The organism is Huijunlia imazamoxiresistens, from assembly GCF_037132455.1.
GTDB lineage: Bacteria > Bacteroidota > Bacteroidia > Chitinophagales > Chitinophagaceae > Flavisolibacter > Flavisolibacter imazamoxiresistens.
This window is the reverse complement of the sequence record NZ_JBBBEI010000013.1, coordinates 112633-125822: the sequence shown is the minus strand read 5'-3', so window position 1 is coordinate 125822 and position 13190 is coordinate 112633. Positions and strand designations below refer to the sequence as shown.

The window sequence follows — 13190 nt, the reverse complement described above, 5'->3', positions numbered from 1 at the left end:
CCTTTTTTCATTTGGGGCATTCCCCGGCATGCTCTTTTCAGAAATGGTAACCGTTGCCAAACCCGGTGTCTATGAAAATATTACCCCTCGGCTTTTCCCTGTTGTTCTTCGGCCTGCTGGCAGGCCTTTATTTCCTGGTACCCTCCTTCCAGGAGTTTTCACGGGAGGCTTTTGCCGTACTCACCAGCGAGAACGAACAGGAGATCAAAAGCTGGATCGGGCAGTTCGGCATTGCCGGTCCCCTAGTCTTTATCGGTATCATGATCGCCCAGTTGTTCCTGCTGGTGGTGCCCAACGTGCTGCTGATCATGATTGCCATTGTGAGCTTCGGACCCGTCTGGGGTTCGCTCCTGTCCCTGGCCGGCCTGTTGGCCTCCTCCACCGTGGGCTTCCTGATCGGCCGCTACCTGGGTCCCGTTTCCGTCAATAAGCTGCTCAGCGAAAAGACCCAGGCAAAAACGGCAGACTTTATCCGCTCCTACGGCGTGGCCGCCATTGCCCTTACCCGCCTGTCCGGCCTGTCCAATGACTCGCTCAGTATCGTGGCCGGCCTGCTGAAAATGGATTATAAAAAATATATCGGCGCCACCCTGGTGGGCTTTATTCCCCTGCTGGTGCTCCTTGCCCTTTTCGGCAACAACGGGAAAATCCTCAATGGCCTCCTATGGATCGGCGGTATCTCTTTAGTGTTGCTTGCCGTTTACATTATCATAGATAAAAAGCGGAAAAAGAAATAATGGTGCTTATCCCAGCGGGCCACCCTGCTCCAGGCGAGCCAGCAGGCCCTCGTGGGGCCGGAGGACGGTTCCGGATTTCAATTGGGGAGCAGTCGAACCGTTGCAGGTGGACAGGACCACCGTTCCCTGTACCCGGCCATCCTGCGGACAGAAGGTCACCGGCTTGTCGGTTAGGTTCAGCACCACCAGGAAGGCGACGCTCCCTTCCTTTTGACGGATGTATGCCAGCAGGGACCAGTCTTCTGTCGGCACCGGGTAATAATCTCCCAGGACCAAGGCCGGTTCGCCCTGCCGCAGCCGGATCAGGCGCTGGTAAAAACACAGCAGAGAATCCTTTTCCGCCTGCTGGGCTGTCACGTTGTTGCGGCGGGCATCCTCTGCCATCCGCAGCCAGGGCTTGCCGGTGGTAAAGCCGGCATTTTCCGAACTGTCCCACTGCATGGGGGTGCGCTGCGGGTCGCGACTCATGTTCTTGTCGGGCATGTTCAACCCCTGCGGGTCCTGCCATTCTTCCTTCGGAATGTCCACGTTGTGCATGCCGATCTCGTCGCCGTAATACAGGATAGGGGTTCCCCGCAGGGTCAGCAGCAGCAGGGCGGCCACCCTGGCCTGCCCAACGCCGGCCCGGTCCACCAGGCGGGGCCGGTCGTGGTTGCCCAACACCCAGTTGGGCCAGGCACTATCCGGCAGGGCGGCTTCGAACTGATCGACGGCAATGCCCAGCTTGTCGACGGTCCAGGGCAGCAGCAGCATCTGGAAGTTACCCGGCAGGTGGGCGCCCTTGTCGCCGACGCCGTAGTAGGGCAAGATGCGGTGCACGGGCAGGTACAGCTCGCCCAGCATCACCCGTTCGTGGTACTGGTCGAGCAGGTCGCGGAAGCGGGCCACCAGCTCCTGTACCTCCGGCTGATCGCAGGAAAATAGCTGCAGCAGCCGGTCGCAATCGGGCATTTCGGGTTTGAAATCGGGATTGAGGGGGTTATCGCGGAACTTTTCGTCCTTGGCCATGTGCCACATCACGTCGATGCGGACGCCGTCCACGCCCTTGTCGAGCCAGAACCGCATGGCGTCCAGCACTGCCTCCATCACCTCGGGGTTCCGGTAATTGAGGTCGGGCTGCTCCTTTAAAAAAGCATGGTAATAATACTGGCCGGTACTTTCGTCCCATTCCCAGGCAGAGCCGCCCAGTACGCTGAGCCAGTTGTTGGGAGGGCCGCCCCCCGGTTTGGGATCTTTCCAGATGTACCAGTCGCGCTTGGGATTGTCGCGGGACGAGCGGGATTCGCGGAACCAGGCATGCTGGTCGGAGGTATGGTTGGGCACGAAGTCGATGATCAGCTTCATGCCGCGCCGGTGGAGCTCCGCCAGCAGTTCATCCATATCCGCCATCGTTCCGAAGGCGGGATCGACGCCGGTATAGTCCGACACGTCGTAGCCCAGGTCTTTCATCGGCGAGGGATAGAAGGGCGTCACCCATACGGCCGTTACGCCCAGCCACTGCAGGTAGTCCAGCCGCCCGAGCAGGCCGCGGAGATCGCCGATGCCGTTGCCCGTGCTGTCCTGGAACGACCGCAGGTACACTTCGTAAATAATGCCGGTCTGCCACCAGAGCGCCTTTGCTTCTTGTTCCATACATATGCGTTTGGCTCCTGTGGCTTAAAAGATTGTACCAGCACCCCCGGAAAAATAGTAAAGGGCCTAAGGCCCCCCTTTCTTTTTGAGGAACAGCACGCTGCTGACCACCGCGCACCGCAACAGGGGGCCGGCATTGCGGATGGCATCTTCCGGACTGACGAATTCGTTGACCAGGGGAAAGACAAACTGCAGCCCTGCCCGGGCGGCGGCACCGGCACTCAACTGGTTCTGGCCGCAAAAGGCGATCACCGGGATGCCCCGTTGCCGCCCCAGCTCCGCGATGCGGCCCACCACCTTACCCTGCAGGCTTTGGGCATCGATGCAGCCCTCACCGGTGATCAGCAGGTCGGCCGTTGCCAGCCGGGCCTCCAGGCCACTGGCGGCCACCACCAAGTCGATCCCTTTGCGCAGCACCACCGGGAAAAACGCCAGTAGGCCTGCCGCCATGCCCCCGGCCGCCCCCGCCCCGGGCAGGTGCGCCACATCGGTTCCCGTCTGCCGGCGCAACACCTCCGCCCACCGCCGCAGCCCTTCGTCGAGCTGCCGCACGGCCTCCGGCGAAGCGCCTTTTTGCGGGCCATATACAAAGGCGGCCCCATCGGGGCCATACAAGGGGTTCTGCACATCGCAGGCGAGCTCCATCGGCACCGGGCGCAGGCCGGGCGGCGGCACCAGCCGCTCCAGCGCCAACAGGCTCCGCCCGCAGGGCGGCAGCTCCTGCCCTGCCCCATCGAGCAGCTTAAAGCCCAGGGCAGCCAGGATGCCGGTGCCGCCATCGTTGGTGGCGCTGCCGCCCAGGCCGAGAATGATTTTCTCCGCCCCTTTTTCCAGGGCCGCCTTTACCAGCAGCCCGGTACCGAAGGTAGAGGTCACCATCGGGTCCCGCTCCCCCTGCGCCAGCAGGGCCAGCCCGCTGGCCGCCGCCGACTCGATAAAGGCCGTGCGGCTGGCGGGGCTCCACTGGTAGGACGCCTGCAGGGGCCTGCCCAGCGGGTCCGCCGTAGCGCAGGCCACCGTCTCGGTTTGGAGGTAATGCTGGAGCACGGGCCCAAAGCCGTCGCCCCCATCCGCCAGCGGGAACTGCCCCAGCCCGTCCGCATCCGCCACGGACCGGACGCCCTCGGCCAGGAAGCGGCACACCTCGAAGGACGTAAGGCTGCCTTTAAACTTATCGGGGGCGATGACGATTCTCAAGAGTTTACGAGTTTACGGGTTTACGAGTTACAGTTCCTGAGTTTCTAAGTTCCTGAGTTCCTGAGTTCAGCGGTTACACGTTTACGGGGCCGCCTGTGCTCCGGCAGGTTCTAAGTTCGTGATTCTGGCTCAGACAGGTAAATTTCATTCCGGAGTTACGCCAACCCAGGAACTTAGGAACCCTTAGTTTACGGACAGCAGCTCGGGTCGCTTTATCAGTTGCCGGTTGTATTTGAATTTTACGTTGGTGTTGAGGGCCAGGTGCCAGGTTTGGTTATAATGGTTTCCGCCGGGAAAATAATAGCCCTTCAGCTCGATGGTGCCGAACACCAGGCTTTCATTGCGGGTGCGGATGCCGGCGCCCAGGCTGCTGTAAATCTTCCGCTGGGGCACCACCTCCGGGGCCGGGTGGAGGTAGGTGAGGTTGCCGAACACGAAGGGGGCCACCTGGAACAGCAGCGGCCGCCAGGGACTGTAAAAGACCGATTCCGCCTTGAGCGTTGCCCGGGTATTGCCGTACACCTCCATATTGTTGCGGTATTCCTGCAGGCCGAAGGGGCTATCCAGGTAGAGCGGCTCTTCCAGCTCTTCGTTGAACTGCCGGGCCAGCCCCAGCCCCAGGAAGCTCCGCTCCTTCCAGCGGGCGGACAGCTGGTGCAGGCGGGTGAAATAATCCAGGTGGAACAGCACGCCCAGGTCCTGGGGGTGCCCTGCATACAGGTAGCCGCCGGCCCGGGCGGTGAGGTTGACATAGTCCTTCCGGGGCGTGAACCCATTCCATTGGTATTTGACGTCGGCATACGGGCGGGCCCGGCCGGCTCTTTTGGTATAGCCCCCGGTGACGGTCAGGTCGCGGCCCTCGGGCACGTCCTCGGTGCGGCCGAAGCCGTAGATGTAGCGCGTTTTGATGGTATTTTGCCGGAAGAGGGAAACCGCTCCCAGCAGGCCCGTCAGGTCGGAATAGCGGTACATGTACTGGCTGCTGTATTTCTGCGGCGCCTGCTGGAAGTTGCGGTGGAGGTAGCGGAAGGCGATCAGGCGGCGCAGGCGGTTGTCCGCGTTCTTTTTGCCCGGCACGTCGGCACTCACGTTCCAGCCTGCCCAGGCGTCGAAGTTGGAATATTTATAATGGTAGTCGCTCTGGTACAGCGAATCGTCGGTATACAGGTTCCGGGTTTCGTGGGAGGAGGCTTCCAGGGCATAGGTCCACTTCATGTAGGGATGCACCAGGGGTTTGACCAGCTGCAGGTAGGTGGCGGCCTCTTCACGGCGGCCGCTGTTGAAGGCGTCCTCGAAATTGGAGCGGCCGGCAGTGGCGTCGATAAAGCTGCCGCCGATGTTGCGGGCCCCGTATTCGCCGCCCCAGCCGAACTTTTCGTACCGCTTCTGGTCGAAATGGGCGCCCAGCAGCAGGCGGTCGCCCCAGCCGGCCAGGTTATCTTCCCGGGCCTGCACGGTGGCGCTGCCGGTATTGTGCAGGTGAAAGCGGCCGCCCAGGGAAAGCACGTCCTTCACCAGCACGGTCACGTCCACCGAGTCGGAGCGGTAGCGGACCGGCTTTACGGTGATGCGGGCATCCTGGTTAAAGTCCAGGTCGCGCAGGTGGCGCTCGTTGTCGGCCAGCAGGAAGGGATTGAGGCGGTCGCCTTTATGGAAGAAAAGGTTTTTGCGAATAACATAACCCCGGGTGTTGTGGTGGAAGTAATCGCCCAGGCGGGTGAGCGTATTTTTGATGGATTTGGCGGTGTCGGTGATGGGGGTACCGAATTCCAGCACTTCCACGTCGATGCGGCGGATCACTTTGCCCTCGAATTTGCGAAAACGTTTGTCCTGGGCCTGCAGGTCGGGGCCGTTCTCTTCGGTGGTATCGGCAAAAAGGTTCTGCGCCAGGTTGCCCAGGATGCCCGGCTGTTTCAGCAGGAAGCTGTCGATGGTGATCTTTTTTTGAGCGGTATCCTTTTGGCCGAAGGTGAGCAGGGGCAGGCAGAAAACCAGGAAAAGGACTATTTCCCGTCGCCAGTTCACGATAAAGAAAGAATAAAATAATAAAAGCACTCCATCACATAAACGACGGAGTGCTTTTATTATTTTCTGTCAACGGATTTCAGGGTAGGGTCTGGCTACCTTTTGGGCGTCGGCCAGCCGTCCTTGTCCCAGGCGATCTCTTCGATGCGCAGCTTGGAGCGGCCCTTGTCGTTGGCATCGTAGCCGTGGAAGACGAGGTAGTCCTTGCCGTCGAAGGTATAGGCCGAGTTGTGGCCGGCGCCATGCCATTCCTTATTGCCTTCCACCACCAGGGTGCCGCCGTTGCGGTCCATGGCCAGGCCTGCCTTGTCCAGGTAGGGACCGGTCACCTGTTCGCTGCGGCCCACCACCACCTTGTAGGTGCTTTTCTCGGCCCGGCAGCAGTAGTCCCAGGAAACGAACTGGTAATAATATTTTCCTTTTTTGAAAATGAAGGGTGCCTCGATGGCGGCATTGCCGGCCATGCTGTCGGGGGTGTTGAAGTCGCGGGGGCGTTTGGAGATGGTGACCCACTGCTGCGGCTCGGCCACCGAGAGCAGGGAGTTGTCGAGCTTTACCAGCTTCATGCCTTCCCAGAACGAGCCGAAGGCCAGCCAGGGCGTGCCGTTGTCCTCCACTACCAGGTTGGGGTCGATAGCGTTCCACAGATCGCGGCCGGGCACCGACTGCACCACCTTGCCCTTGTCGTCCCAGCGGAAGTCGGGCGAAGCGGGGTCGAGGGTTTTGTTGACGGCCACGCCGATGCAGGAAGTGTTCTTGCCAAAAGCCGATACGGCGTAATACAGGTAGTACATGCCGTTATGATAGCTGATATCGGGGGCCCAGATATGCCCGCGGAAACCCGGCACCGCCTGCACGGCCCATTCGGGGGCTTTGGAAAAAACGGCCTTTTCTTTTTTCCAGTTCTTCATGTCTTTGGAGGAAAAGACCGAGATGCCGAAGCCGGTGCAGAAAACATAATAGGTGTCGCCCTGTTTGATCATGACCGGGTCGTGCACGGGGGTTTCGCGGGTGGGAAACACCTTTCCTTCCGGCACCGGCTGCGCTGCTGCCCGCAAGGCAATGCAGCAAAGAATGAATAAGAATATGTTTTTCAAGAGCAATAATTGAAGGATTAAAAAAAATGCCGTTGGGCAGGGACGTTTGCATCCCCTGCGCCAAACGGCCATTTCCTTATTTTACATGCTACATTTTACATGCTACTTCAGCGTCAGCACCACCACGGAATACGGGGGCAGCTTTACCGACAGGCTGTTGTTTTTGAGGGTGGCGCCCTTGAAGGCGGCCGGCTTGATCTTTTCGGGCTGGCTGAAGGAGTTGAAATCCTGCAACTTGCCGGAGGTGAGGATGCGGCCGGTTACCGAGCTGTACTTGCCGCCGCGCAGGTCCACGGTCAGCGCCTGCTCTTTGGAGGCGTCGATGTTCACCAGCGAGACATGGGTAACGCCCAGGGAATCTTTAGAGGCCGAGGCGGAGATCGCCGGCAGCTTTTCGTTGCCCACTACGTAGTCGTTGCTGCGGATGTCCATGGGGATCAGCCTGGCGTCCTGGTGCACGTTGAACATTTCCATAACGTGGAAGGTAGGTGTCAGCACCATTTTCTCGTTTTCGGTCAGCACAACCGACTGCAGCACGTTGACGGCCTGGGCCAGGTTGGCCATGCGAACGCGGTCGGCGTGCTTGTGGAAGATGTTCAGGGTCACGCCGGCGATCATGGCGTCGCGCATGGTGTTCTGCTGGTACAGGAAGCCCGGGTTGGTGCCCGGCTCCACTTCATACCATCCGCCCCATTCGTCCACCACCAGGGCAACGCGCTTGCGGGGATCGTACTTGTCCATGATGGCGGAATGCTGCGCCACCAGGCTGTCCATGAAGATCGCCCGCTTCATGGTGGTGAAGTACTGCTGCTCGGTGAAGCCGGTGGAGGGGCCTTTTCGGTTCCAGTCGATCACGGAGTAGTGGTGCAGGGCCACGCCGCCCAGCATGTTGTTGGGAATATTCTTCATGAGCACTTCGGTCCAGTTGTAGTCGGCCGAGTTGGCGCCGGAGGCGATGCGGAACATGCGGTCGCTGGGGTTCCAGCCGGTCATGAAGGTGGCGTACTTACGGTAAAGGTCACTGTAGTATTCGGGGCGCATGTTGCCGCCGCAGCCCCAGGCTTCGTTGCCCACACCCCAGAATTTTACGCTCCAGGGTTTTTCGCGGCCGTTCTGGCGGCGCAGGTCCGACATGGGGCTTTTGCCTTCGAAGTTCACGTACTGCACCCAGTCCACCAGTTCCTGCGGGGTGCCGGTAGCCAGGTTGCCGGCCAGGTAAGGCTCGGTGCCCAGCAGCTCGCACATGTCCAGGAAATCATGGGTGCCGAAGGAGTTGTTTTCGGTAACGCCGCCCCACCAGGTGTTGACGATCGAGGGCCGCTTGTCCTTGGGACCAATGCCGTCCTTCCAGTGGTAGGTATCGGCAAAGCAGCCGCCGGGCCAGCGCAGGTTGGGCACTTTGAGGCGCTTGAGGGCGTCCACCACGTCGTTGCGAATCCCCTTGGTATTGGGGATCTTGCTGTTGTTCTCCCCTACATAAAAACCGTCGTAGATGCAGCGGCCCAGGTGCTCGGCAAAGTGGCCGTAGATATGGCGGCTGATGGTCGTTTTTGCCGAATCGGCATAAAAGACAACGCTGTTTTGCGCAAAGCCCGCCTGGGCCAGCAACAGCAAAAAGAAAAAGGACAATCGTTTCATAAATGGAAATAGAAATATTTATTCAACAATAAGATGCGAAGGAAGGATACCGGCCGGCATGCCGGGGGCATAAAAGCGAAGCACGATTCCGGGGCTGACTTCTAAGATAAAAAAGCCGGAAGGCTTTTCCGAAAAATGGCAAGCGTGGATCATATACAAAGGCTTTTAGCGATCGAACCGGCGCAGAAGGCTATGGAAGGCGCTCCATAAAAAATGTACTTCTGACACTTATTCTTCTCTGATGGCCAAATTAAGGCTCTTATTTCAATCGAACAATTGCTGAGAAGATATTTGGAAGAATAGAGATAAAAGTTCGAAGTAAGCACAAAAAACGAGGTACGAGGTAAGGAAAAAACAGGCCTTCTTCCTTACTTCGTACCTCGTACCTCTGGCTTTTAATTTTTAGCCTTCCACCTCGCATTCCGGGATCATTGTTCCCGCAAAGGCACAAAGCGAGGCGATATGCTCGCGGCTGCCGTCGGTCACCCAGGCATCGAGCTGGGCGATGTCCTTCAGCTGCTGCCCGCGCCGGCGGGGTACCGCCAGGTAGCCGCAGGCCAGGTTGGACAGGGCCGTCATATCGGTCCACAGCTTTTCGATCTGGGCCACGGGGTAAATGTCTTCCTGCCCGTGTCCCCAGCGGTATTTTACGTCCTTGATGGTCACATAGGAGGGAATGTGCTGGGCAACGCTGCGGACCGCTTTGGCCAGGAAGGCGTCATCGCCTTTTTGCAGGCTTTCGCGGGTCAGGCCGAACAGCGCCAGCAGGGGGTCTATTTGGATCCAGGTCGTATTGGAATTGTAATAGCTCAGGTTCAGCTCGTCCTCTTCGCGGGGCTGCGCCAGGCCTTCCAGCAGCCGCAGCTGTCCGTTCACCCGGGCCAGGCCTCCTCCCCGGTCTTCCATGCGGCGGGGCACCACCTCGAAGGTGAGCACGTTGCCCGACTGCAGGTGGTAGCCCAGGGCGGCGGGGTCGAGGTCGGCGCCCAGCGTATCGATATTGTGCAGCATGATGGTCTGCACCTGCGGCTGCTCGCGCAGCAGGCGTGCCAGCACGCCGTTGCGCAGCAGGTTCGGCACCTCGTACCAGTGGCCCAGGGGCGAAAAGCGCTGCGCCGCAACGTTGTCTTCGTAATCGGAGCCTTCGCCCTTTGCTTTTGCCCAGCCCATCAGCGACTTGCGGACGGCGTCCCGCACCTTCTGCTTGTTCTCGTCCAGGGATTCCTGGGAGGTTTCCTCCCACAGGAAGCGGAGGTCGCGCTCCAGGGGCACAAAGCGCTGGCCGATGGAGCGGCCCGGCGACAGGTATACCGGCCCTTCGTAACCGAAATTGCCGGTTTGCTCCAGCTTTTTGCGGATCGCTTCGTGCGTCAGGTAGCTGGTGGCCACCAGGTGCGGAAGGGAGGCGCCGTAGGCTTCGGCCACACGCCGGGTCTTTGCCAGGTGGATCTCCAGAAAGCTGCGGTGCCCGCCCCGGATCTCGGCAAAGGGGTTGATGGCTTTGATCACGCCGGCCCCCTTGGTCCAGCGGCTGCCCACGCCGGCGGCCAGGCTCATCACGGCTACGCGGCCTTGGCGGAGGGCTTCCTCGCCCACCGTGGCGGCGTCTTCCAGGGCGTCCAGCTGGCCGATGGCACTTGCCGGCACATCCTCGATCCGCGTTTCGGCCGGCAGGCGGTTGCGCGCCAGGCCGATGCGGCCCTGTTGCAGGTCGGTGCGGATCTCTTCGTGCTGTATAAAGTCGAAGCCGTTCTCTTTTTTGATGCGGTCGGCTTTTTCGTTTTCGGTTCCCTGGCTGCCGCTGGCCGAAGGATCGGACACCCGGAACAGGTTGCTGATCATGGTGCGCAGCAGCGGGTAGGCCAGGTTGTTCTTTTCGCAATAGGTGGTAAAGAAGTCGATCTCGGCCCGGCGGATGTAGGGGATCGAGGCCGCCGGCCTGCGTACCAGCTCCGACACGTGGATGCCGTAATAGGGCTGCGGCATCAGGGCTTCCGCTCCCTGGTGCAGCGTGGCCCAGGAGCCTCTTTGGTTGATGCTCCAGTTGTATACCACCGGCTCCATGGCAAAGGGCAGCGAATCCGACAGGCGGGCCTTGGTGCGGCGCAGCAGGTCGAGCACTTGCTCTTTCGACTGCTGGTAACCATCTGGATTGACGAACATGCCCATGCCGCCGCCCGACATGCCGCCCAGCATCAGGAAGCCGTAATAGTCGGCGCCGAATTCTTTCTTCGCCCCGGCGATGATCTGCTCGGTGAAATAGGTGGTGGCCCAGGGAATGATGGTTTTAATGGGCCCGGCGAAGTTGCGGTCGGTGCTGGCGCCCAGCATTTTGATATCCCCTTCCCGGATGGCGGTGAGGATATTATCATAGATGCCGTTGGTCTGGTGGCGGGCGATCCATTCGCGGTGGCCGCGCAGGAGGTATTTTTCGGTCACCATTTCCAGGATCGGGCCTACGTTGGAGGCCATGCCGCCGTGCATCAGCACCAGCGAGTTCATGATGCGCTCGTTGAATTCGGGGTGCACGTCGGGCGCGCCCAGCACGTGGTGCTGCGGCAGCAGGGTGCCGCGGCTGATGCCGTGCTCGGGGTCGGTATCGGTGGCAAAGTGGCCCTGGATGGCTTTGACGCCGGGCCATACGCCGCCGGAGTCCTGCCAGCCGCCGCCGGAGCCGCCGATCCATTCGCCCAGGATGGCGCGGGAGGCCACCAGGCGCCGCTCCCCTTCTTCCAGGGGGCCGGTGAGGTTTTTGGTCTGGCCGCTTGCCCGCATCAGCAGGCTGATGATGGAGCCCAGCAGGTTGGTAGAGACGGCAAAGCGCGAGCCCTTGGGAATGTCATTCACCTTGGTCACCAGCTCCAGGCCCATACCCGGCGCCACGATGCGGGCCAGGATATCGGGCAGCGACTGGTTGGTGCCCTCGAAGGAGGGCGGGATCAGCCCCGACGCAATGACGCCGGCCTTTACCAGGCTCAGGTGGTCGTTGCCAAAGTTGAACAGGTCGGCCAGGTCGTGCAGGTCCTTGGTGGTGTCCAGGTCGATGGAGGTCAGGCGCAGCACCGGCTCGGTGATCACCCGCACATAGCAGTGCAGCGGCGGGCGGATGTCCTTGTCGCGGCCGAAAACGCCCAGGTCGATGGAGATGTTGATGACGCGGGCACCCTCGGGATAGTCCATGCCCAGGAAAAAGATGTCGGACCAGGCGCTATGGGTAAGGTCCATCCGTACGGCGGTTTCCTCGTGCAGGATGGGGTAAAACAGCTGGTTGTCGCCGCGCTGCAGCAGCTGGCGGTGGATGCGGATGGGGTGCTCTTCGCGGTGCCCTACCCGGAACATCCACTGGTTGCCCTTGCTGGAGCGGACGCTGCGGCGCACCTGGTCGCCCAGGATCTGGAACGAGAGGTGGTGGTAGCTTTCGGCCAGCGCGCTGAACAGGGCGGCATTGGGGCCGTGCAGGTCCAGCTCGGCCAGCAGGGTGGTGATGGCATGTTCGAAGCGCCGGTTCAGCAGGTCTTCAAAGCCCCGGTAGGGAATCTTGCCCGTAGTGGGGGTGGCGGGGGCCTCCATGAGGAAATACCGGAAGCCGGCATGGAGAAAAAGAATGGCCCGTACCCGTTCGTACAGGTTCGGGGTAGTTTTGCGGAACGCATCGAGCTGGCGCAGGGCATGCAGCAGCTCCTGGGGCTTCAGCTTCCGGGCCATTTCAAAAAATGACCGGTCACGTTTGGCCGGTTCTACAGCAGTTATGGTTTCTATAAAGATATTCATAGTGGTTACCTTATAAAGGAGTTTCTGAGTTTCTAAGTTCCTGAGTTGCCGTAACTCCGTAAGGAAAATATAGAACCGGAGAACAGGCCAACCCGTAAACTCAGGAACTCAGGAACTCAGAAACTTTTAGCTTCTGGCATTTGCCTCCGCCAACGATTCTACAAGCGTATTTAAAACCTCGCTCCGGGCTTCGCCGGCCAGGCCCAGGGCTACCTGCGCCCGCAGCAGGCCGTGACGGCGGCTGAGGTCGTAGCGGTCGCCTTTCACTTCCAGTGCCAGGTATTTTTCGGATTCGGCCAGCTGTTGCAGGGCCGGGGTCAGCAGGACGGGGCCGTCGTTTTTGGCGATTTGTTCGTCGAGGAGGTCGAAGATCGAGGGGGTAAAGACGTGCATGCCGAACAGGCAGAGGTAATAACCGGCCCGCAGCCCGGAGGTCTGCAGGGCCAGCTCGGCCACGCTCAGGGAAGGTTTTTCAATAATCTTTTCAATCTGGTACACGCCGTTGCGGCCGGGTACCTGTTTGCCGGTGAGGGTGCCGTAGCGGCGCACCTGGTGCTCGATGGTGGGGTTCACGGCCGAAACGGAGCAACGCTCCTGGGCGGCCAGTTCCATCAGTTGGGCGGCGCAGCGCTTGCCCGCCAGCTTGGACACATAGAGGTAATCGCCCAGCAGCAACAGGAAGGGTTCGTTGTCCACGAAGGAGCGGGCGCAGGAAATGGCATGGCCGTAGCCCAGGGGTTCCTGCTGTTCGGCAAACTGCAGGCGGCCCAGGAGGTTATCGATCTGGCCGGCGGTCTGCCGGGCCCAGTCGCTGCTGCCGAAGGATTTTTGCAGGTTGTCGCGCAGGGTGGTAAAGGCGCTGATATAGCGCTCGCCGTCGCCGGGGGCGCAAATAATGCAGATTTGTTCGATGCCGGAGGAAAACGCTTCTTCCGCGATGATCTGGATGACGGGTTTATGCAGGCCGTCAACATCGATAACGGGCAGCATGGCCTTTTGAATGGTATCGGCAACCGGGAACAAACGTTCACCGCGAGCCGCTGCAGTGATCACTGCTTTTCTGACTTTCATGACGATGGGAGTTCTGTTTTGG

The 13190-nt window shown here is 60.3% G+C and carries 8 protein-coding genes; 1 reads left to right on the top strand and 7 read right to left on the bottom strand.

The features are described 5' to 3' along the window. Window positions 1-71: 71 nt before the first annotated feature. A complete protein-coding gene (locus V9K67_RS16425; RefSeq protein WP_336724214.1) occupies window positions 72-737 on the top strand; it encodes a TVP38/TMEM64 family protein in 666 nt (221 codons plus the stop codon). A gap of 6 nt (window positions 738-743) precedes the next feature. Here V9K67_RS16425 and V9K67_RS16420 read toward each other — a convergent pair whose 3' ends face one another. The 7 genes from V9K67_RS16420 to V9K67_RS16390 all read right to left on the bottom strand — a co-directional run bounded on the left by V9K67_RS16420 (window position 744) and on the right by V9K67_RS16390 (window position 13168). Then, window positions 744-2369 carry an alpha-amylase family glycosyl hydrolase gene (locus V9K67_RS16420; protein ID WP_336724211.1) on the bottom strand — a complete coding sequence of 542 codons (1626 nt, stop codon included), beginning with the start codon at window positions 2367-2369 and terminating at the stop codon, window positions 744-746. Between the two features lie 66 nt (window positions 2370-2435). Further along, window positions 2436-3566 (bottom strand): glycerate kinase, encoded by a 1131-nt coding sequence (locus V9K67_RS16415; protein ID WP_336724210.1) that lies wholly within the window; start codon window positions 3564-3566, stop codon window positions 2436-2438. 183 nt (window positions 3567-3749) lie between these two features. After that, window positions 3750-5621 carry a hypothetical protein gene (locus V9K67_RS16410; RefSeq protein WP_336724208.1) on the bottom strand — a complete coding sequence of 624 codons (1872 nt, stop codon included), beginning with the start codon at window positions 5619-5621 and terminating at the stop codon, window positions 3750-3752. Window positions 5622-5686: 65 nt separating this feature from the next. After that, the gene (locus V9K67_RS16405; RefSeq protein ID WP_336724206.1) at window positions 5687-6688 is read right to left on the bottom strand and encodes an arabinan endo-1,5-alpha-L-arabinosidase; all 1002 of its coding nucleotides are present in this window, start codon (window positions 6686-6688) and stop codon (window positions 5687-5689) included. A 102-nt stretch (window positions 6689-6790) separates the two neighbouring features. Then, window positions 6791-8326 carry an alpha-N-arabinofuranosidase gene (locus tag V9K67_RS16400; protein WP_336724205.1) on the bottom strand — a complete coding sequence of 512 codons (1536 nt, stop codon included), beginning with the start codon at window positions 8324-8326 and terminating at the stop codon, window positions 6791-6793. 402 nt (window positions 8327-8728) lie between these two features. Next, window positions 8729-12097, bottom strand: coding sequence for a UTP--glucose-1-phosphate uridylyltransferase (locus V9K67_RS16395; RefSeq protein WP_336724204.1), 3369 nt, complete (start codon window positions 12095-12097; stop codon window positions 8729-8731). Window positions 12098-12223: 126 nt separating this feature from the next. Then, window positions 12224-13168 carry a UTP--glucose-1-phosphate uridylyltransferase gene (locus tag V9K67_RS16390; RefSeq protein WP_336724202.1) on the bottom strand — a complete coding sequence of 315 codons (945 nt, stop codon included), beginning with the start codon at window positions 13166-13168 and terminating at the stop codon, window positions 12224-12226. Window positions 13169-13190: the final 22 nt, after the last annotated feature.

Bases quoted from the DNA above. Each gene is read 5' to 3' on its own strand.
- V9K67_RS16425 (WP_336724214.1), top strand. From the start codon at position 72: ATGAAAATATTACCCCTCGGCTTTTCCCTGTTGTTCTTCGGCCTGCTG.
- V9K67_RS16420 (WP_336724211.1), bottom strand. From the start codon at position 2,369: ATGGAACAAGAAGCAAAGGCGCTCTGGTGGCAGACCGGCATTATTTAC.
- V9K67_RS16390 (WP_336724202.1), bottom strand. From the start codon at position 13,168: ATGAAAGTCAGAAAAGCAGTGATCACTGCAGCGGCTCGCGGTGAACGT.
- V9K67_RS16400 (WP_336724205.1), bottom strand. From the start codon at position 8,326: ATGAAACGATTGTCCTTTTTCTTTTTGCTGTTGCTGGCCCAGGCGGGC.
- V9K67_RS16395 (WP_336724204.1), bottom strand. From the start codon at position 12,097: ATGAATATCTTTATAGAAACCATAACTGCTGTAGAACCGGCCAAACGT.